Origin of the sequence: Ligilactobacillus sp. 110_WCHN (genome assembly GCF_030518115.1) — a bacterium.
Classification (GTDB): domain Bacteria; phylum Bacillota; class Bacilli; order Lactobacillales; family Lactobacillaceae; genus Ligilactobacillus; species Ligilactobacillus aviarius_C.
The window spans coordinates 67,823-88,752 of record NZ_JAULLI010000001.1 but is presented as its reverse complement, the minus strand read 5'-3'; the positions used below and the strand labels follow the sequence as shown (position 1 = coordinate 88,752).

20 protein-coding genes and 1 riboswitch are annotated in these 20,930 nt (G+C 41.7%); of the genes, 3 read left to right on the top strand and 17 right to left on the bottom strand.

Annotation, left to right across the window (positions count from 1 at the left end; translation table 11 throughout):
• Nucleotides 1-84: 84 nt before the first annotated feature.
• Nucleotides 85-1,281 carry a methionine adenosyltransferase gene (gene metK / locus Q3C15_RS00415; RefSeq protein ID WP_302703448.1) on the bottom strand — a complete coding sequence of 399 codons (1,197 nt, stop codon included), beginning with the start codon at nucleotides 1,279-1,281 and terminating at the stop codon, nucleotides 85-87.
• Nucleotides 1,279-1,372, bottom strand: a riboswitch (SMK box riboswitch). (Overlaps the previous gene by 3 nt.)
• 159 nt (nucleotides 1,373-1,531) lie before the next feature.
• Between metK and Q3C15_RS00410 the strand changes: the two genes are divergently transcribed.
• A complete protein-coding gene (locus tag Q3C15_RS00410; protein ID WP_064208762.1) occupies nucleotides 1,532-2,704 on the top strand; it encodes a cyclopropane-fatty-acyl-phospholipid synthase family protein in 1,173 nt (390 codons plus the stop codon).
• A gap of 186 nt (nucleotides 2,705-2,890) precedes the next feature.
• On the opposite strand, the gene Q3C15_RS00405 is transcribed toward Q3C15_RS00410, so the two are convergent.
• The 5 genes from Q3C15_RS00405 to Q3C15_RS00385 all read right to left on the bottom strand — a co-directional run bounded on the left by Q3C15_RS00405 (nucleotide 2,891) and on the right by Q3C15_RS00385 (nucleotide 9,834).
• Nucleotides 2,891-4,273 carry a class II fumarate hydratase gene (locus tag Q3C15_RS00405; RefSeq protein ID WP_302703447.1) on the bottom strand — a complete coding sequence of 461 codons (1,383 nt, stop codon included), beginning with the start codon at nucleotides 4,271-4,273 and terminating at the stop codon, nucleotides 2,891-2,893.
• 24 nt (nucleotides 4,274-4,297) lie between these two features.
• Complete coding sequence (locus Q3C15_RS00400) at nucleotides 4,298-6,172, bottom strand: ABC transporter ATP-binding protein (RefSeq protein ID WP_302703446.1); 1,875 nt, start codon at nucleotides 6,170-6,172, stop codon at nucleotides 4,298-4,300.
• Nucleotides 6,153-7,901 (bottom strand): ABC transporter ATP-binding protein, encoded by a 1,749-nt coding sequence (locus Q3C15_RS00395; RefSeq protein ID WP_302703445.1) that lies wholly within the window; start codon nucleotides 7,899-7,901, stop codon nucleotides 6,153-6,155. Before Q3C15_RS00395 ends, Q3C15_RS00400 begins: the two co-directional genes overlap by 20 nt.
• A 184-nt stretch (nucleotides 7,902-8,085) precedes the next feature.
• The gene (locus Q3C15_RS00390; protein WP_057827450.1) at nucleotides 8,086-8,352 is read right to left on the bottom strand and encodes a hypothetical protein; all 267 of its coding nucleotides are present in this window, start codon (nucleotides 8,350-8,352) and stop codon (nucleotides 8,086-8,088) included.
• Nucleotides 8,353-8,355: 3 nt separating this feature from the next.
• A complete protein-coding gene (locus tag Q3C15_RS00385; RefSeq protein WP_302703444.1) occupies nucleotides 8,356-9,834 on the bottom strand; it encodes a DUF5677 domain-containing protein in 1,479 nt (492 codons plus the stop codon).
• A 146-nt stretch (nucleotides 9,835-9,980) separates the two neighbouring features.
• On the opposite strand from Q3C15_RS00385, the gene Q3C15_RS00380 reads away from it, so the two are divergent.
• The gene (locus tag Q3C15_RS00380) at nucleotides 9,981-10,307 is read left to right on the top strand and encodes a hypothetical protein (RefSeq protein ID WP_057907096.1); all 327 of its coding nucleotides are present in this window, start codon (nucleotides 9,981-9,983) and stop codon (nucleotides 10,305-10,307) included.
• 6 nt (nucleotides 10,308-10,313) lie between these two features.
• Entirely contained in the window at nucleotides 10,314-10,589 is a 276-nt protein-coding gene (locus Q3C15_RS00375; RefSeq protein WP_283601762.1) for a hypothetical protein, read from the top strand.
• A gap of 90 nt (nucleotides 10,590-10,679) precedes the next feature.
• Here Q3C15_RS00375 and Q3C15_RS00370 read toward each other — a convergent pair whose 3' ends face one another.
• From Q3C15_RS00370 to rpoD (Q3C15_RS00320), 11 genes are all read right to left on the bottom strand, one after another.
• Nucleotides 10,680-10,886 (bottom strand): hypothetical protein, encoded by a 207-nt coding sequence (locus Q3C15_RS00370; RefSeq protein WP_057827446.1) that lies wholly within the window; start codon nucleotides 10,884-10,886, stop codon nucleotides 10,680-10,682.
• A gap of 399 nt (nucleotides 10,887-11,285) precedes the next feature.
• Complete coding sequence (locus Q3C15_RS00365; protein WP_057827445.1) at nucleotides 11,286-12,047, bottom strand: DUF1003 domain-containing protein; 762 nt, start codon at nucleotides 12,045-12,047, stop codon at nucleotides 11,286-11,288.
• A 67-nt stretch (nucleotides 12,048-12,114) separates the two neighbouring features.
• Nucleotides 12,115-12,912, bottom strand: coding sequence for an alpha/beta fold hydrolase (locus Q3C15_RS00360; protein ID WP_302703443.1), 798 nt, complete (start codon nucleotides 12,910-12,912; stop codon nucleotides 12,115-12,117).
• The gene (gene yaaA, locus Q3C15_RS00355) at nucleotides 12,912-13,688 is read right to left on the bottom strand and encodes a peroxide stress protein YaaA (RefSeq protein ID WP_302703442.1); all 777 of its coding nucleotides are present in this window, start codon (nucleotides 13,686-13,688) and stop codon (nucleotides 12,912-12,914) included. The genes Q3C15_RS00360 and yaaA overlap by 1 nt, the downstream gene beginning before the upstream one ends.
• A 12-nt stretch (nucleotides 13,689-13,700) precedes the next feature.
• Nucleotides 13,701-14,468: a glutamate racemase gene (gene murI, locus Q3C15_RS00350; protein WP_302703441.1), complete on the bottom strand. Its 768-nt coding sequence runs from the start codon at nucleotides 14,466-14,468 to the stop codon at nucleotides 13,701-13,703.
• 15 nt (nucleotides 14,469-14,483) lie between these two features.
• Complete coding sequence (locus Q3C15_RS00345) at nucleotides 14,484-15,266, bottom strand: DeoR/GlpR family DNA-binding transcription regulator (RefSeq protein ID WP_302703440.1); 783 nt, start codon at nucleotides 15,264-15,266, stop codon at nucleotides 14,484-14,486.
• Nucleotides 15,267-15,424: 158 nt separating this feature from the next.
• Nucleotides 15,425-16,672 (bottom strand): peptidase T, encoded by a 1,248-nt coding sequence (pepT, locus tag Q3C15_RS00340; RefSeq protein WP_302703439.1) that lies wholly within the window; start codon nucleotides 16,670-16,672, stop codon nucleotides 15,425-15,427.
• Between the two features lie 122 nt (nucleotides 16,673-16,794).
• Entirely contained in the window at nucleotides 16,795-17,913 is a 1,119-nt protein-coding gene (locus Q3C15_RS00335) for a Nif3-like dinuclear metal center hexameric protein (protein ID WP_302703438.1), read from the bottom strand.
• Nucleotides 17,900-18,607 (bottom strand): tRNA (adenine(22)-N(1))-methyltransferase TrmK, encoded by a 708-nt coding sequence (locus Q3C15_RS00330; protein WP_302703437.1) that lies wholly within the window; start codon nucleotides 18,605-18,607, stop codon nucleotides 17,900-17,902. Before Q3C15_RS00330 ends, Q3C15_RS00335 begins: the two co-directional genes overlap by 14 nt.
• Before the next feature lie 13 nt (nucleotides 18,608-18,620).
• A complete protein-coding gene (gene rpoD / locus Q3C15_RS00325; RefSeq protein ID WP_302703505.1) occupies nucleotides 18,621-19,721 on the bottom strand; it encodes an RNA polymerase sigma factor RpoD in 1,101 nt (366 codons plus the stop codon).
• Nucleotides 19,722-19,793: 72 nt separating this feature from the next.
• Nucleotides 19,794-20,927: an RNA polymerase sigma factor RpoD gene (gene rpoD / locus Q3C15_RS00320; RefSeq protein WP_302703436.1), complete on the bottom strand. Its 1,134-nt coding sequence runs from the start codon at nucleotides 20,925-20,927 to the stop codon at nucleotides 19,794-19,796.
• Nucleotides 20,928-20,930: the final 3 nt, after the last annotated feature.

The following is a 20,930-nucleotide window of genomic DNA, read 5'->3' as shown; positions in this document are numbered from 1 at the left end:
TTTTGTGGCCTCACAGGACCAAATTAAAGGACTCTTTTAAACTGTCATTCAGTATACTTGGCATTTGAGTGATTGTCAAATTAATTATTTTTCGTTAGCGATTACTTTCTTTAATTCATCGACCTTATCCGTCTTTTCCCATGGAAGATCAAGATCATCACGGCCGAATGCACCGTAAGCGGCAGTTTGCTTGTAAATTGGCCGGCGCAAGTCTAACATCTTGATGATGCCGGCTGGACGCAAATCAAAGACTTTCCGGATTGCGGCCACTAACTTGTCTTCGCTGACTTTGTCGGTGCCAAAGGTGTTGACTGAAATTGAAACCGGACGCGCAACCCCAATGGCGTATGCAAGTTGGATTTCAACTTCATCAGCGAAGCCGGCAGCAACGATATTTTTGGCAATGTACCGGGCAGCGTAACTTGCTGAACGGTCAACCTTGGTTGCGTCTTTTCCAGAGAAGGCTCCGCCGCCGTGGTGAGCAGCCCCACCATACGTATCAACGATGATCTTCCGGCCAGTTAATCCTGAGTCCCCGTGAGGGCCGCCAATTACGAACCGGCCAGTTGGGTTAACGTAGATCTTGGTTTGGTCATCCAACAGGTCAGCTGGAATAACCTTCTTAATTACCTTTTCAATAACATCTTTCCGAATTTGTTCAAGTGAAGCATCAGCCAAGTGTTGGGTTGAAAGAACAACCGTGTCAACCCGCTTTGGCTTGTGGTTTTCATCGTATTCGATCGTAACTTGGGCTTTAGCATCCGGTCCAAGGTAAGTTAAAATTCCGTTCTTCCGGATTTCAGCAAGTTTACGCATCAACTTGTGGCTTAACATTAACGGCATTGGCATTAACTCCGGTGTTTCGTTAATGGCGTAACCAAACATCATTCCTTGGTCGCCGGCACCGATCTCATCAAATTCGTCTTGATCGCCTTCGCGCCGTTCAATTGATTCATCAACCCCCTGCGCAATATCAGGTGATTGTTCATCAATGGCCGTTAAGACTGCGCATGAATCACCGTCAAACCCAAACTTACCGTCAACGTAACCAATATCATTGATCGTTTGACGGGCAATCTTTTGAATGTCAACGTATGCGGAAGTTGACATTTCACCGACAACAACCACTAATCCAGTTGTAACGGTCGTTTCGATCGCAGCCCGGGCTTGTGGATCCTGCTTTAAGACCGCATCCAAAATTGCATCGCTGATCTGGTCAGCAATTTTATCTGGATGCCCTTCAGATACAGATTCTGAAGTAAATAAGTATTTTTCTGACATAAAAAACGTCCCCCATTTGAATTAATAATTTTAAATGGTTACAAGGCATCTTCACATATGTGAATCCTATCGGGAATGAATTGTAACTATTTAAGTGTACTATGCTATTCTATCATTTTTAACGAAACGCGCAATAAGAAGATCCGGTGACGGTTTATTTGTATCCAAATGTCAGGAATGGTAAAATTTAAACAATTAGATATAATTTGATATCTATAATTGCTAATTATTATATATTGGGGGCATTTATATGCTTGATAGCATGCTTTTTAAAACCATTTTGAAGCATTCCTTTGATTTTCCGGTCAAAGTTAACTATGCTGATGGTTCAAGCAAACAATACGGTGGCGATGGAACTCCCGAAGCAGTGATTACTTTCCGTGATAATATCTCTGTTAAGGAATTGATCAAGAATCCATCCGTCTGTCTTGGCGAAGCATATATGGATGGCATTATTGATATCCAAGGCTCGATCCAAAAGATCATTGCCTCTGCATATCGTTCAGAAGGCAGCTTTTTACGCAGTGCCAAGCTGAAAAAGTACCACCCTCACCAAGATCATTCTGAAAACAAAAATAAGGCGGATATTCAAAGCCATTACGACATCGGAAATGACTTTTACAAGTTATGGCTGGATTCAACGATGACTTACTCATGTGCCTACTTTGAAAATCCAGATGATACCTTGGAACAAGCACAAATGAATAAGGTTCACCACATTTTAAAGAAGCTCGATCCGCAACCGGGCAAGACCATGCTTGATATTGGTTGTGGCTGGGGAACGTTGATGTTGACGGCCGCCAAGGAATATAACCTGAAAGTTACTGGAATTACCTTGAGTAAGGAACAGTACAACTACGTTAACCAACAAATCAAGGAACTTGGACTTGAAGGTCAAGCTGAAGTAATCCTTGAAGACTACCGTGAGTTGAAACACGAACCGTTTGATTACATCACAAGCGTCGGCATGTTCGAACACGTCGGTCATGATGAATTACCACGGTACTTTAAGATCATTAATAAGTATCTCAAAGATGACGGGATTGCCTTGATCCACGGAATTACGCGGCAACAAGGCGGGGCTTCCAATGCTTGGCTTGATAAATACATCTTCCCTGGCGGCTACATTCCAGGATTAGTTGAAAACATGACTAACATTGTCGAAGCTGAACTTCAATTATCTGATCTTGAAAGTTTGCGTCGGCATTACCAAAAGACGCTTGAAATCTGGGACAAGAACTTTAACGCGCACCGTGAAGAAATCGTTGCGAAAATGGGCGAACGGTTCGCACGGATGTGGGATTTATACCTGCAAGCATGTGCCGCTTCATTTGAATCCGGCAACATTGATGTCATGCAGTTCCAATTAACCAAGGGACCAAGCGGAATCAACATGCCAATGACCCGCGAATACATGAACTAAACTGAATAAAGATAACAAAATGGCAAGGTCAAGAACCTTGTCATTTTTTATACTAAAAAGAAGCCTAGTTAAAACTAGACTTCATTCGCAATCCATTGGTAGGACGGCTCGCCCACATCTCTTTTTGTAAACCTCACGGGTGCGATAGCTGCCTGTTCGATCCTCAATGGATTCCTTTTTTAATTTTTATTTATCATAATTCGTCATCTTTAACGGATCAACCCACTGGTCGAATTGTTCAGCAGTTACTTTGCCAGACTTCAATGCGGCTTCGCGCAAGGTGGTTCCTTCGCGTTCTGCCATCTGAGCAATTTCAGCACTTGCATGGTAACCGATATGCGGTGATAATGCAGTAACAGTCATCAATGAATTGTCAACTAAGGCTTGCATCCGTTCCCGGTTGACCGTTAATCCGGCAACCATCTTGTCTGCAAAGCCCATAATCGTTCCGGCAAGAATTTCACATGATTCAAGGAATGCGGCAATCAAGATCGGTTTATAAACGTTCATTTCAAAGTTACCTTGCGAGCAGGCAATCGTGATCGTCGTGTCATTGCCCATAACCCGCGCTGCTGCCATTGTAACGGCTTCAGCCTGAGTTGGGTTGACCTTTCCAGGCATGATTGATGATCCCGGTTCGTTTGCCGGAATATTTAATTCATTGTAACCTGCGCGCGGACCGCTTGCGAGGAAGCGGACATCATTTGCGATCTTCAATAAATCACTGGCTAACGTCTTAATTGCGCCATGAACAACGTTAAGTCCCGAATGAGCAGCTAATCCGTAAAACTTGTTTGACTTGGCCGTTAAGTTACCGCCATAAATTTGATTCAGATGCTTGGTAATTTGGTCGGCAAACCCGTCTGGGGTATTCAAGCCGGTTCCAACTGCCGTTCCACCAATCGCCAATTCGTTCAGGGTTGGTTTCAGCTCGGCTAAATAATCAACGTCATGCTGAATCATACTCTTCCAGCCGCTGACTTCCTGGCCAAACGTTAACGGCGTTGCATCTTGCAAGTGTGTCCGTCCAATTTTAACAACGTCCCAAAATTCATGTTGTTTCTTATCCAACACCGTGATCAAATGGTGCGCAGCCTTTTCAAGCTCATTGACCTTTTCAAGCGCTGCAATATTCATTGCGGTTGGGAACGTGTCATTTGAACTTTGACTACGGTTAACGTCATCATTTGGCAAAATTTCAATTGAATCATCAACCTGAGCGGCTTTATGCGCCACGACTTCGTTGACGTTCATGTTCGTTTGCGTTCCGGAACCCGTTTGGTAAACGTGAAGCGGAAATTCCTGCCGTAACTCATCATCATTTTGAGCCAGTAATGCATCCACGGTCTTAACGATCAGGTCCGCCTTTTCCTGTTCAATGTTTCCCTGTTCAAGGTTGGCTAAGGCGGCGGCTTTCTTGATGTTTAACATTGCCTTGATCACGTCCAACGGCATTAAAGTGCCCGTTGGAAAGTTATGCCGGCTTCGTTCCGTTTGCGGTCCCCACAATGCCGTTTGCGGAATTTTAACATCGCCAAGCGTATCAGCCTCAATTCGATAGTCTGCCATTTTCAATTCTCCCTTTCTAATCATCTACTCTAATGTTAACGCACCAGTATACAATTGGAAATACTTTCCGCGTTGCGCGATCAATTCTTCATGACTGCCCTGTTCAATGATCTTTCCGTCTTCAACAACGATAATCAAATCTGAGTTAAAAATCGTTGATAAGCGGTGAGCGATCACAAAACTTGTCCGCCCCTTCATTAAGTTATCCATTGCCCCTTGAACCTTGCGTTCGGTCTGAGTATCGATACTTGAAGTTGCTTCATCAAGGATCATAACTGGCGGATCAGCTAAAGCCGCCCGCGCAATCGATAACATTTGCCGCTGACCTTGCGATAAATCTGAGCCGTCGCCGGTAATCACGGTTTGGTACCCTTGCGGCAATTCCTGAATAAATGAGTCAGCATTGGCCAGTTTGGTAGCTGCGATCACTTCATCATCCGTTGCATCTAACCGTCCGTAACGAATATTTTCCATGACTGTTCCCGTAAAGAGATTCGTTTGCTGCAAAACGATGCCAAGTGAACGGCGCAGCGCTTCCTTCTTGATGCGTTGAATGTTGATTCCATCATAGGTGATCTTACCCTGATCGATTTCATAGAACCGGTTCAACATGCTGGTAATCGTCGTTTTACCGGCCCCAGTTGGACCAACCAAAGCAACCTTTTGTCCCGGTTTGACCTTTAAGTTAACGTCATGCAAAATCGTTTTATCTTTGAAATAACCAAAATCAACGTGCTGAAAGTCAACTTTTCCCTGTAACGGAACAAACTTGGAACCATCTTTCCATGCCCACTCATCATGCCTTGAATCGGTGGTTTCAATTAATTGACCATTTTGGTGAGTAACCCGGACAAGATCGACAGTTCCGTTATCGACTTCCGGTTGGGCATCCAATAACTCAAAGATCCGTTTTCCGCCGGCAAGTGCCAAAATAATGTTGTTCAACTGTTGTGAAATCTGAGCAATTGGTCGACTAAATGATCGGCTAAGCTGTAAGAAGGCCGCAATCGTTCCCAAGGTTAGAGCTGAATAACCCTTTAACGTCAAGAAACCGCCAATGATTGCGATCAAGACGTATAAGATCGTCCCTAAGTTGCCCATAAACGGGAACAGCATTGTTGCATAGCCATTTGCTTTTCCAGAAGCTTCGGCCCAATCATCGTTCAACTTATTAAACTGGTCTTCAACTTGCTTTTCATGCGAGAAGACTTTGACAACTTTTTGGCCGTTCAGGATTTCTTCAATTTGAGCATCAAGCGCCCCAATGGTTTCCTGCTGCTGATTGAAGTATTTTGAACTGCGCTTACTTAAGAAGTTCAAAAAAACAATACTGGTTGCAAAGATCACGAATGAAACGATCGTCAAAAATGGACTCAAATAAAGCATCCCGGCAGTAACAAACACGATGTTAAACAGCGCACTGACAAATTGCGGGAAACTTTGCATGATCATTTGCAACAACGCATCAATATCATTAGTATACCGGCTCATTAAATCGCCAAAATTATTACGGTCAAAATAGCTGATCGCTAAGGTTTGCATGTGCGCAAACATTTCTTTCCGCAAACTTAATTGAATCTTTTGCGCTAAAACCGCCATCAATTGGGTATACAAGGCGGCGGCCAAGACGCCAAGCAGGTAAATTCCGCCCATGATCAGCAACGCATGGATCAAATGAATAAAATTCGGATTACTGCTCTTAACCAACGGCGTGATGTAATCATCAAACAACCGTTGTAAAAACAGTGAGCCCCATACCCCAGCGGCGGCGTTAACAATGATTCCAACAAACGCCATTAGCAAAATGACCGGGTGTGAAGTAAAAATCAACTTTAAAAGCCGCTTCAACGTTGGCAAGTTTTCCTTCAACGTTCCGCGTTTACGAATTGGCTTCGCCATGGTGCTCACCTCCTTGATAATTTTGCGATTCATAAATGTCATGGTAAAGTTTGCTTGATTTCAACAGTTCTGCATGCGTTCCTTGGGCAGTGATTTTCCCGTGATCAAGCACAATGATTTGATCAGCATCTGAAATCGATGAAATTCGTTGACTAATAATGATCTTTGTGATATGCGGCAGCTCGTCACGAAAGGCTTGCCGAATCTGCGCATCTGTATTCGTATCAACCGCACTTGTCGAATCATCCAAAATCAAAACTTGCGGATTTTTAAGCAACGCCCGCGCAATACATAACCGTTGCATTTGCCCACCAGAAACGTTGGTCCCGTTTTGTTCCAGCATTGTATCATAGCCATCCGGGAGCTTTTGAATAAACTCATCGGCATGGGCCCACTTGCATGCTTGAACGATTTGTTCATCCGTTGCATGCGGATTGCCCCACCGCAGATTATCCTTTACGGTACCGGAGAACAAGACGTTATTTTGCAATACAACGGAAACATTGTCCCGAAGTGTCTTCAAATCATAATCCTGCACGTTGATTCCGCCAAGCTGAACTTCACCGGAAGTTACATCATATAATCGCGGTAGTAATGAAACTAAAGTTGACTTTCCCGAACCGGTTTTTCCAATGATTCCCAGCGTTTCGCCTGCTTTAAGGTGTAAGTTAATATCCTGCAGCTGCAGCTTTTGCGGATCATGGTCATAACTGAAGTTAACGCGATCAAAATCAACCGTGCCATCCTTAACGATTTGAACCCCATCTGCAGGTGATTCGATCGATGGTTGGGCTTTCAAAACGCGAACGACGCGGGATGCTGACGCTTCAGCCATTGATAACTGGTTAAAGATCATTGACAACATGTTTAAGCTCATCAAAATCTGCATCGTGTATGAAAACATACTAATTAACTGTCCGTCTTGAAGTTGATTACCAACGATCAATTTTGCGCCGAACCAGCATAAAAGCAGCATCGTTGCATTAATGACAAACTGCATTAACGGTGCATTCAAGGCCATTGTCCGTTGAGCTTTCAAAAAAACATCGTAGATTCCATCAGCCGCATCATTGAACTTCTGCTTTTCGGTTGCTTGCCGAACGTAAGATTTAACCACCCGAATTCCCCGAACATCTTCCCGAACGACTTGGTTTAACACGTCGTACCGTTGAAAGACTTGGTGAAATAACGGACGCGCCTTTTTAATAATTACAAATAATCCGAGGGCTAAAATCGGAATGACAACTACAAAAATCAGCGCCATCTTTGCACTCACGACAAAAGCCATTGCGAATGCAAAAATCATTACGGATGGTGCTCGCACGGCGATCCGTAACATCCCTTGGTACGCCTGCTGCAAGTTATTAGTGTCGGTTGTCAACCGCGTCACTAAACTTGCGCTTGAAAAGTTATCAATATTTTCAAATGAAAATTGCTGAATATGATTGAATAGATCATGCCGCAGGTTCTTTGAAAATCCAGCCGCTGCCCTGCCGGCAAGCCAGCTAGCGGTTGTTCCGGCAATGATTCCTGCAAGAGCAAGCAGTAGTAAGAGCAATCCGAGGTGGCAAATATACGTTAAGTTGCCCTTCATGATTCCCTTATCGATCAAATCGCCCATCAAGAACGGAACCGCAACGTTTGTCATTGCTTGGAAAAATACCAAAATTGGCGCAATGATCGAATATTTTTTATTTTCACGAACCGATTTCGCTAAAATTCGAATCATAAAATGGCTCCTTTCATAATCAATTTTTTACCTAATATTTTGACCGTACCACGAATTAAAAAATTTCGCTAGCATATTTTGGATTACAAAAAGGTTAAAAAATAAGTTATGACACTCGCCATAACCTATTAACTATTTCTGGATAATTGAGTTCTAAAAGCAAACTATAAAATTCAAAAACCGTTTATTTAATTAAGTAGTAAATCTTCTTACTATTCGGAAATTCAACTTCCATTTGTTTTTGAACAAGATTCATCACTTTCGCCTTGTTCAAATTCTTTTTGCGGATTCGTTCAAACCCGCTTTCACGATATACAAAATCGTCTTTATTCTTAATGATATCAATTCGCCGATCCTGTTTGTAATTGGTCAGCGTTGCGTGACAACTTGAATATGCCTTAAAGCTTTTTTCAAGCTGAACACGGACCGCCGTTCGACTAACAACTTTCATTAATTAATCATCCTTTGATTGAAATAACTGCCATAACTTTTGAACAACTTGGTGGCAAGTATGCGTTTCGTCGACCCCGCCTAAGAGAAATACCGGCTTTTTATTAAGGATAAACGGAAGTTCAAGGTTGATGCCATGAACATGAACCGATAAGAAGCCATTGGCATACAAGTATGCAAATTCTCCTTCGTTTTCAAGAACAACATGTTCCAGTTGATGCATTGAATGTACAGTTTGCTGGTCACTTTCAAGGACAAACCAACGCCGCTTTTGCTTATCTTTCCGGTATGACCGTTCGCGCATCACATCCTGAGCAAGTTCATCGTACTCATCCTTCTTATCCCGCCGCAAATGCGATAAGGTATCTTGTTCCGTTGAGTTAGGAATACTTAACCGGTACAAGTCCGAAATCGTCTGGATCTGACTTGTCAATGTAAACATCTTGATCCGATTTTCAGGATGATCTTGATTCATCCATTTCCAACTCATGATCTGTTCATTGATCGTCCGTAAAAGGACATGCAACGCGTAGTTGTGCTGATGATCCGCAAGATAACGGTAAGCATCAAAGTTTTGTTGGATTTGCGCCTTAAACTTGGCAGCTAACTTCTGATCATCTAATTTTTCCTTAAATTCGTTTAAGTTCATTGGCGTCTTGGCAACGCGTAATTGTTTGATTTTCCGATTAAGAGTCTTCAATTGTTGTGCTTGGGCGTCATCGAGTTCAAGAAACTTCATTAAACTATTCAAGTTTCCAAGACACATCGTTAACAACGCAACCTTGAATTCATTGACCTGCGCATCAAGCATGTCCGCGATTAAATACCCGTGGGTAAACAACGAATCGATTCCGTAAAATAAATTATAGTAATAGTTTTGCTTATCATTTAAAACATATTTTGAAACGTCCGACAATGTTGAAATTTTCAACTTTCCGCCAAAGATTTCAGGATCAAGCCGGTACCATGTCTTCCGCCGTTCATCCTTGTCAAAGTGTTCAATGTCGCAATATTTAACAAGCTCTTCAATCCGGTTGAACGCCTGTTTTTCATTTTCGATTTGTTCACTGACCCACTTCTTCATCGATTTCTTTTGACTACGGATCATCTTTTGGTTTTGTTTCTGATAGGTTTGATATTCCTCAGAATAGCTTCTAAATGACTCTGGATCGCGTAAAATGTAACCAAGCCATAAATATTGCCGTAACCGGCTTGAATGGTAGAATAATAAGGCCCGGGAGCTGATTTCGCGCCGGTCATGCAAAATGTATTGCAAAAACATACTGCGTTCATATACGGGCCGAGCAACGATTCGAGCAGCAATCGGATATCCCTTTTCAAGTAATTCAAAGAAATTTTCCGTTAATTCCAAATTCAGTTTGGCCATTTGAGTAACGGTTTGACTTACAAGACTATCCGTTTCATTCCATTTCTGACTTACTTGTTCGGTAAGAGTTTTGATTTGATTCAATAAATTATTCATTCATTTTCCCTACTTTCATTTCCATTTTAATTGAAAATTTTCAATTATGTTATTAAAAAGCCTTATTGCTCAAAAAGAGGTATCAATAGTTAAATTTTAAAATCAATGCTAAAATTGAAGTATCAGTTAATAAAGGAAGGATTTTCATGGCAAGTTACCAATTCAGCTATGATTCAAAAGGATGTCGCAAGGTTTTCAAAACTTACCGGCATCAAGAAAAAATAATCAAAAAAACAATTGAAAAACAACTAACCCGGCAAATGGACACGGACTTCGCGAAGGTTAAACTTGCAACCCGGATCGAAGTTGAAGGCAATAAATGTTATGAATGCCGCGTTAATCCCCCTCAATTACCGCCAGTGCGGGTAGCGTTTATTCGGGATGAAAATCAAGTTAAAATCGTCTACTTAACGACCAACATCGTAAAAGCAGACTTTACGCATGATTTAGAACATTTTTTAGGTGGGAAGTAATACGAGATGAAATTAGTCGAATTAAAACAGGCCCAGAAAACAGCGGTTACCAATTTAAAGAAGAGACGGTTTGACCTGCTCGAATTTTATACTTTTAAAAAAGACCGTTCAGTAACCATTAAGTTAACGGAAGACTCCGCCCGCTTGATTGAAACTGGCTACAAAGAACTTGATATCGAACTTAATGATCAAAATGCTAAGCGTCAAATCAAAACTTCATTTGGAAGAGAATTTCCGCGAAGCCATAAAGTTTACTTTTCTTCATCAAAAGCTAAGAAATAATCGACTTTTGACAATTATCCGAATATCAAAACAAAAAAAGACGAACTTTCATAAATTTAAAGTTCGTCTTTTATGATTTAACCGCTCAAATTAATCACGTGTTTTGTATAATTCGATCCGTTCCATCATTACGTCAGCGTAATCTTTCATTACCTTTTCTTGACGATCGATTAATTCCATTTCATCTTCAGGTAAATCTTCTTTATCAGTGATATTATCAAGTTCTTTGATGCGTTGATTTACATGTTCAACATCTGCTGTTAAATCTGAAATTAATTCTTTATAATCTTTATTCATAATCCAATTCCTCCTTGATTACATCTTAAGTATATCCTATTTGACCCGAATATCATAATAAAAAGCCTTTTAAATATATGATTTTCCCATAACTTTCACAATAGTTATTAAATTCTATTGAATTTTTTCATTTTTGAGATAAAATAACCGTTATGCAGTGGCTACCTTTTCTTATTCTAATTAAATTCTTAAAACTTTTTATAATATCACTCACTGCTAAAAAAGAGAGGTTGTGACAAGTTCACAGCCTCTTTTGCTATATTTGCATAATCGGGTTCCAAAACAAACGAGCTGAGTGGTGACGCGAAGCTAATTCGAAAACCTCCGAATCTATGCTCCGCGATTCGTTCGCTTTTCTGCTTCCATCACGCTCGTTTTTGAAGTTTTGTCACACCTTCATCATTGTCGCGAACGATGACGCGTCTGATGTTGCCGCGCCTTGATCAATTCGTTCTGCTTAATTTTCATTTGTTGCAATTCAGATTCAATTTCCGTTAAAACTTCAATTTCCGTTTTTTGGATATCCAATAAGTGCGGCCATTGAACTTCATTCAACTGGTCGACCTTTTTATGCAAGTTCCGCAATTCCATTTCTGTTTTTTGGTTCGTTTTGTAGTCGTTTTCAGCGTCGAACCGATCACGTTCAGCTTGCCGGTTTTGACTCATCATGATAACCGGCGCTTGTAAAGCTGCCAAACAACTCAAGAAAAGATTCAGCAAGATAAATGGATACGGATCAAAGTGAATTCCAAAAATATGTAACGTATTTGCCGACATCCATACAAACAGGAAAATACAAAAGGCAATGATAAATCCCCAACTTCCGGCGTACTTCGCTAAGGCATCCGCAATCTTTTGCCCGCGGGTCAATTTCATACTGTTGGTGTTCTTAACAACGTAGTGGTTGCTGTTGAGATTTTTCTCAAGGGCATCGTTGATTTTCCGGTTAGAATCTAAATCCTCATTGATCATGTTCTCAAGGTTGCTTAACCGAATATGTTGCAAATCGTTTAAACAAATAAACGAGGATGGTTTGACATTTGAATACTCTTCTTTAATTTGCTGAGTTAAATCGCGACCCAAACTTCGCAGGTAAAAACCTTCCATCACTGAATAGTGTTTTCCGCAAATGATGCACGTCGCATTCATCTTTGCTGCCATTTTACCACCCTTTTCCTTGAAAAAATTTATAACATTTGAATTTTAACACAGTTGTTCGAAAAGTAAATTAAAACGTTGCCGGGTTTTTCAAAAAAGCACCCATGATTTGATTAAACTTGTCTGGAATTTCCGCTTGAACATCGTGACCGGCGCCTTCAACTGCCAACGCATGAATGTGTTGCGGATTAAGGCGTTCCATTGTTTCAGCAAACCGATAATCGAAAAATGGACTTTGGACTGAACTAACGAGCAGTGTATCAACTTGAGTATGTTCCAACGCACTCCGCCAGTCTGCCCGCGCTTCATTAACTAATAATCCAAGATCTTCCTTTAACCGAAAAGGCTTTTGCTTCTTTGCCGGATGGTATCGTTGCCAAATCCGATCATCAAGCCCGTTCAACGTTTCGTGAACCTTGCGCCTCTTTAACAAGTTGACCCGGTAATTATCATCGGTTGCATCCAAAAAGCCATATGGCCACTCAGAATTGCTTAACATTTTTGGTGGTTGATCAATCCCCATTGCTCCGCTCAATTGAAAGCTTGGATAGTACCCAAGGAAGCCGTAAACAACCCCGGCTCCCATTGAATGCCCAATCAAAAACGGCTTCTTCAAATGCAACTGAAGAATTAAATCATGCAGGTCTTGCACCAGATCCATTACTTGAACCGGGCCGGCAATTGGTTGCGATGCGCCGTGATTTCGTTGATCGTATACAATCGCTTCATAACCGTGAGCGACAAGCCAACTGACTTGGCCAACCCAAATTTCTTGAATTCCGCCAAAACCGTGAACTAAAACCACTGGCTGGCCCTTTCCATATCGATGGCAATCTAAAGCGACACCATCGCGCATTTTAATTTTCATTACACTTTCCTCTTCTGCTTCGGATCTCTTAAAAAGACATATGTTTCGTCATCAGAATATTGCGGGGTGTACTGATAACCAAAATCATTGAAATTTACAATTTCATGATAATCATGAATATTGTTTTCAGCCATAAAACGGACCATTTCACCCCGGGCCATTTTGGCATACGTGTTATCCTGAATTACCTTATTTTTTTGCTCATTGTAATAACCAAAGACACATGAAATCATTTTAACGTTTGTATTCTTCATGTACCGGCCCACTTGATGAGCATACATTTTAGATGCTAAGTTAATGATCAAATCATCGTCTTTAGTCAGTAAATCAAACCAGGTTCGATTCCAAAATTCATGCAGATTCCGCGTGCCATTGACATGCGCCTTCGCTTTCATTTCAAGCCGGTATGTCACAACGCCGTCAAACGGACGCAACACCCCGTAAAAACTTGAAAGAATCCGCATATTATGTTGAATATAATCTAATGCCGGCTCAGTAAACAAATCAGGTGCCATGTATTGATACTGCAAGCCACAAAACGCTAAAATCGCCGGCGTCTGGTATTCACTTTTCAGATCCATTGACTTTAACCGTTCTGCATTTAGCTGAAATAGCTTATCACTTGTATGCCACAACTTTTTGAGTTCGTCAGTTGTCAAAGATTTCATGTAGTTCATGATCTCTTCGGCTTGTGACAACATTTGCGGTTGGGATAAAACATCAAAGGTATCAGTATCGATCTGCATTTGTTTGGCAGGTGAAATAATAATTTTCATTCTGCACCTCTTCTATTTTGCCAGCAGTTTCTCCATTAATTTGATTTGTGATGGATCGCTGTTATTTAAGCTGACCGTTCCTTGATCAGTTACCGTCGTCAAGCCATGAATTGCTTTCAGTTGGTGTTTTAATTGCCGTGCGGCGCCATTACTCCCATCATAAATGGCAACAGCTTGACCAACAACTTCTTGAATTGCCGCTTGAACAAATGGGAAATGGGTACATCCCAGAACGACGGCATCAACGGGCAAATGATCATCCAAAATTTGATGTAAATAATTCTTCACATTAGTTGAATCAAGTTCGCCGCGTTCAACGTATTCAACTAAATTCGGTGCCGGAACTTTAATGATTTCCGCATTCGAGCCTAACTCCCGGACCCGGTTTTCAAACTTAGTTCCCGCTAACGTTAATTCCGTTGCCATTGCAATGACTTTTCCGTGCGGATAATCGATTGCCGCTGGTTTGATTGCCGGCTCCAATCCGATGATCGGTAAATCATATTCTTCCCGCAGCCGGGCTGCCGCCGCACTGGTTGCTGTGTTGCAAGCAATTACGATTGCCTTGACATTATACTGATGGATAAACATTTCAATAATATTTTTTGTAAGTTGATAAACCTCTTCTGGGGTACGGATCCCGTATGGTGCGTTGGCAGAGTCACCAAAGTAAACATAATCTTCATTCGGCATCAACTTAATGATTTCTTTAAGGACACTTAATCCTCCCAATCCGGAATCCATTACTCCGATTGGTTGTTTTTCAGCTTTCGTATTCAAAGTTCTTACCTCTAATTATTTCTTACTTGCTTTCTTTTTTGAGCGCCCATTCGCAACAATGATCTGCGTATGCGGACTAAACATTTTCCGTTGCTCAGCGGTGGGTTCGCGGTCCGTAATAAACGTTGAAATGATATCTAACGGACAAATCCGGTAGTATGATTTGTTGACGAATTTTTGATGTTCGGCAACTAAAACAACTTTCCGCGCTTGTTGAGCAGCAACCCCAACGATTTCGGCGTCTCCTTGATCAAGCAGGTAAACGCCATTTTTATCGATCCCGGAAGCGGCAATAAACGCCGTATCAAAAACGATATTTTGAAGTTCCTTGACCGCTAAGTTGGAGTAAAAATAACGGTTTTCATGGTTAAGTGTTCCGCTTGAGATTTTAACCGTTGTTTTATTGTGATCCGATAACGCAATACAATTATCAAGCGAGTGCGTATGAACAGTAAGGGCCATATTCAAATTCTGACATGTCTTCAATAAAATTGTTGAGGAGCCAATAAAATAAACGTGATGCGGCTTAAAATACTTTAACGCCTCCATCGCGATCCGTGTTTTTTCCTTCGTGAATTGTCCTAACCGGCTTTGGTAATTCGGAACACTGCGCCCAAAATCCAACGGTAAAATTCCCCCGTGCGTCCGGCGAACCTCTCCGCGTTCCGTAAGAAGTACAATATCACGCCGCGCGGTATCTTGAGAAACGTCAAATTCATCCATAATATCCTTCGTTGTTAGTTCTTGCCGTTCCTCTAATAATTGTTTAATTAGCTCAATTCTTTTTTCTTGAATCAAAATGACACCTCATTCCGTTCTAATCGGTAACATTTCAATTATAGTCTTAACATCTCGGATATTCAATAATTATAAGTAAATCCTTAAATTTCATGGACAAAAAAAGATTGTGATCTTTCATCACAATCTCCTCAAGTGTTTATTTAATTTTAAGCGATCTATTCAGCTTCTTCAGCAATCAACTTTGCAATCTCAATTACAAGGTCCGTTGCCTTTTCCATTGTATTGACATCGGCAAACTCAAACCGAGAGTGCATGTTATCTGCTCCAGTGAAGACGTTTGGTGTTGGAATACCCATGAATGAGATCTTTGAACCGTCTGTACCACCACGAACCGGGTAAATATCCGGCTTGATGTCTAAGTTTTCCATGGCCTTCTTGGCAACGTCAACAACCGTCATGTCTTTTTCGATGACTTCGCGCATGTTGTAGTATTGATCGTTCATATCAATAATTACGCGTTCTTGACCGAGTTCATCATTCATCTTCTTGGCGATGTCTAACATCATTTGTTTGCGTTGTTCAAATTTTTCACGGTCGTGATCACGGATGATGTAAGCTGCATGGGCTTCATCAATTGCCCCATCTAATGAAAGCAAGAGGAAGAATCCTTCACGTCCTTCAGTTTTTTCAGGAACTTCGTCAACTGGTAATTGACGGTCAAATTCCATTGCAAGCTTCAAAGCGTTAACCATTACGCCCTTTGCGGTTGCTGGGTGAACGTCTTTTCCTTTAAATGTGATCTTTGCACTGGCAGCGTTGAATGTTTCATATTCAAGTTCGCCAATTGGACCGCCATCAACGGTGTACGCCATGTCTGCGCCGAAATCTTTAGTATCAAAGTGATCAGCACCCGTTCCGATTTCTTCGTCCGGGCCAAAACCGACTTCAATTTCACCGTGTTTGATTTCTGGATGATTGATCAAGTATTCCATTGCTGTCATAATATCAGCAATCCCGCACTTGTCATCGGCCCCAAGTAAAGTGTCACCGCTTGTTGTAATTACGGTGTGGCCCTTTGACTTCTTCAAGTTTGGAAATTCCTTTGGTGATAATGAATATTCTGCATCACCTAATTTAATATCTGATTCGCCATCATAATTTTCGATGATTTGCGGTTGAACATTTTCAGCATTGAAATCAGCCGTATCCATGTGTGAAATAAAGCCGACTTTCTTAGCAGTTTTTCCTGCTGGAAGATTGCTTGGCAACGTTGCAAAAACATAGCCGCTTTGATCGTTTAACCGAACATTTTGCATTCCAATCTTCTTTAATTCAGCCATTAAATCCTTTGCAAATTCAACTTGTGATTGAGTTGATGGAATCGTTGTTGAATTTTCATCTGACCGCGTGTTTTTCTTAACGTATGAAACAAACCGTGGAATTAAAGTTTCGTATTTTGCCATCTTTTTCAGGCCTTTCTTTGATTGATTTTAATATGTTTTAATGATACCGTTTTTGTTCTTTTATTGTCAACTTTTCTAACATGAAAAAAGGTTGCGCCATTAACCGCAACCTCTCCTAGTTTTTACATAAACTGATATGGATTTGTATTTAATTTTGACTGATAAATATCAATTTGCCAGTCATTTTCCTGACTCCACTTTTGGAACAGCTTTGTCAAATGCGGTTTGCATTCAGATTCAATGTAGTGCCCTGCGTCAACAGCGCTCATTCCGGAAGCTAAGATATCATGACCTACATGATACGATACATCCCCCGTCAGATATAGATCAGCATTTTTACTCAAAGCTTGCGGATAGAACCGCGCACCTGAACCGCCAAGCAATGCAATCCGTTGAACTTTTTGATCGATATCCTTTGAAATGACGCGAACGCCTGGAATATCAAAAACTTCTTCGCATTTAAGTGCAAATTCCTTAACCGTCATTGGTTCAGGAAGATTACCAACCCGGCCCATGCCGTATTCTTGACCAAGACCGTTAACTTCATGCAAGTCATACATAAAGTCTTCTTGCGGATGATTATCCTTCATGGCCTTTAAAACTCGATCTTTAATTCGTGCAGGGAAGAAAACTTCGATCTTTTCTTGAACAACTTCGACCATTTCATCCTTATCATCGCCACTGTATGAATGTTCATCATCGCGTGGGATGAAACGGCTGGTACCCGTCAATGAGTATGAACAATCGCGGTAGTTAGCCAAATTGCCGGCACCTGCAGCATTTAACGCATGCCGCATTGAATCCGCTGTGTTTGATTGGGTAAAGACTGCCAACTTGTACATCTTTTCTTCCCGGGTCGGCATCATTGGAATCGTATCTTGAAGATCAAATAAGGCAGCTAACCAATCATTCATTCCACCGTTTGCATTATCAAGGTTAGTGTGGGCCCCATAAACCGTAATGTTATGCTTAATCAGTTCAGCATACATTTGATTTTGCGGAATTGACAAATCAAATGGTTGGACTGGCCGAAACATTGCTGGATGGTGCGCAAAGATAAAATCAACATGCTGGTCGATTGCCTCTTGAACCGTCTCCGGCCGCACGTCCAACGTGACCATCATTTTGTGAACTTCTTGATTTAAATCACCAAGTTGAAGCCCAACCGGATCGCCATCTTCAGCCATCCATTTGGGTGCAAATTCTTCAAACCGGGAAATAATATCTTTAACTTTTACCATTGGCTAACACCCCTCTAATTAATTCGTTCTCAGCCTTTAACTGAGCAAGTCGCTGGGTCGGCGGATTCGTTGCTTTTTGCATTTGGCGAATTGCCTTTTCATTCTTCGCAATTTCTCTTTCCCATTTTTTCGTAAAAGCATCATTTTGGTGGTGCCTTAAAATCGAACCGAAAAAGAGATCTTCCGCACTTAACTGAACCGGTTGATCTGTATATTGGGCAACGATGATTTCATAAATATGGTCATCTTCTTCAAGAATATCTTCATGCGTGACCTGATAATGATTTGCTTGAAGCCATTGCCGCAAAACGTTGCTTCCGACATTCGGCTGTAAAATCAATAACGGATGATTTTGCAACTTGGATTTGTCTTTTTCCAAAATATTGCGGATCAAGGTTCCGCCCATGCCGCAAATCGTAATCGTATCAATTTGATCATCATCTTCAATGGCTTTCAAACCATCAGCAAAGCGCGGAAAGATTTTCTCTTCCAAATGTTCGCGTTGAATTTCGTGAACCGCATTTTCATACGGTCCCTTTACGACTTCGCCAGCAACTCCATAATCAATTATATGATTAATTGCTAAATTTGCGGGTAAATATGCATGGTCCGACCCAATATCGGCTAACCGGGCTCCCTGAGGAACATACGCTGCCGCTTTTGCTAATCGTTTTGATAAATGATATGTGTCCAAAACTAAACCTCGTTTATCTCATGAAATCTTTTAACTGCTTTGACCGTGATGGATGTCGTAGCTTCCGTAATGCCTTGGCCTCGATCTGCCGGATCCGTTCCCGGGTTACACCAAAGACCTTCCCGACTTCTTCAAGCGTCCGGGTCCGCCCATCATCAAGACCGAACCGTAACCGCAAAACATTTTCTTCTCGATCGGTCAATGTATCAAGAACGTCGTTTAATTGTTCCTTCAATAATTCATAAGCCGCATGATCGGCAGGACTCGTTGCATCCTGGTCTTCAATGAAATCTCCTAAATGCGAATCATCCTCTTCACCAATCGGCGTTTCAAGTGAAACTGGTTCTTGCGCAATCTTCAAAATGTCCCGCACTTTTTGCGTTGGCATGTCCATTTCAGCCCCAATTTCTTCCGGGATTGGTTCCCGGCCGAGATCTTGCAGCATTTGCCGTTGAATCCGAATCAGCTTATTGATTGTTTCAACCATGTGAACCGGAATCCGAATTGTCCGCGCTTGGTCAGCGATTGCTCGCGTAATCGCCTGCCGGATCCACCAAGTTGCGTAAGTTGAGAACTTGAATCCTTTGCGGTAGTCGAATTTTTCAACCGCCTTCATCAGACCCATGTTTCCTTCTTGAATCAGATCAAGCAATGACATTCCGCGGCCAACATACCGCTTAGCAATTGAGACAACTAACCGTAAGTTAGCTTCTGCAAGGTGTTGTTTAGCTTCTTCATCTCCCTGTTCAATTTTCAATGCCAGTTCCTTTTCTTCATCAGCTGAAAGCAATGGCACCCGGCCAATTTCTCTTAAATACATCCGAACTGGATCACTGGCTTTAGCCCCAGTTAAAAGCGAGGCTGAGTTTTCTTTCTTTGCTTCTTCAGCAGTGTGATCAGCGGTCCTTAAACTGGCTTTACTCGGCTCCCCGTTTTTGTCGACAACAGAAATACCGGCATCTTCAACTTGTTCGATAAATTTATCCATTTGATCAGCATCTAAATTCATTGGCTCAACAAAACGCTTGTTAAGTTCATCGTATTGAACTTTTCCTGCCTTTTTGTATTCTTTGATCAGTGAATTCAATTTGTTCTTAAATTCTTTTTCATTCATTTTTGAATCTGCCAAGTTGGATTCCTCCTTTAGTTTCGATCCCATTCGAAATATCTTAGTTCACTTTATTCCCTAGTCAAGAAAGTCTTTTAATTGTTTCGACCGTGATGGATGCCGTAACTTCCGTAATGCCTTAGCTTCAATTTGCCGAATCCGTTCCCGCGTTACGCCGAAGACCTTTCCGACTTCTTCAAGCGTCCGGGTCCGCCCATCATCAAGGCCAAACCGCAACCGTAAAACGTTTTCTTCCCGATCGGTTAATGTATCGAGAACGTCATTCAATTGTTCTTTCAATAATTCATAAGCCGCATGATCGGCAGGGCTCGTTGCATCCTGATCTTCAATGAAATCTCCCAAATGCGAGTCGTCCTCTTCACCAATCGGCGTTTCAAGTGAGACCGGTTCTTGCGCGATTTTCAAAATGTCCCGCACTTTTTGCGTCGGCATGTCCATTTCAGCCCCAATTTCTTCTGGAATTGGTTCTCGGCCAAGGTCTTGCAGCATTTGCCGTTGAATCCGAATCAGCTTATTAATCGTTTCAACCATGTGAACCGGAATTCGAATTGTCCGCGCTTGGTCAGCGATCGCCCGCGTAATCGCCTGCCGAATCCACCATGTAGCGTACGTTGAGAACTTGAATCCTTTCCGGTAATCGAACTTTTCAACGGCCTTCATCAAGCCCATGTTTCCTTCTTGAATCAAATCAAGGAATGACATGCCCCGACCGACATACCGCTTGGCGATTGAAACCACCAACCGTAAGTTGGCTTCAGCCAATTTCTTTTTGGCTTCCTCATCACCCTGTTCGATCCTTACAGCTAAATCAATCTCCTCATCTGCCGTTAGTAAGTTAACTCGACCAATTTCCTTTAAATACATCCGAACCGGATCGTTGATCTTCACGCCAGACGGAGCTGAAACGTCCTTTTTCGCTTCTTCAGCGGTGTGGTTAGCAGCTTTCAAACTTGCCTTACTTGGTTCACCGTCTTCATCAACGACTGAAACCCCAGCATCTTCAACTCGTTCGATCAGCTTATCCATTTGGTCAGCGTCAAGGTGCATCGGTTCCGCAATTCGCTTGCTTAATTCATCATATTGAATTTGACCTTTTTTCTTATATTCTTTAATTAAAGCATTAACTTCTTTTTTAAACGTCTTTTCATTAAATGCTGGTTCTTCAGTTTGAACTTTCTTCTTTGCAGGCATTCT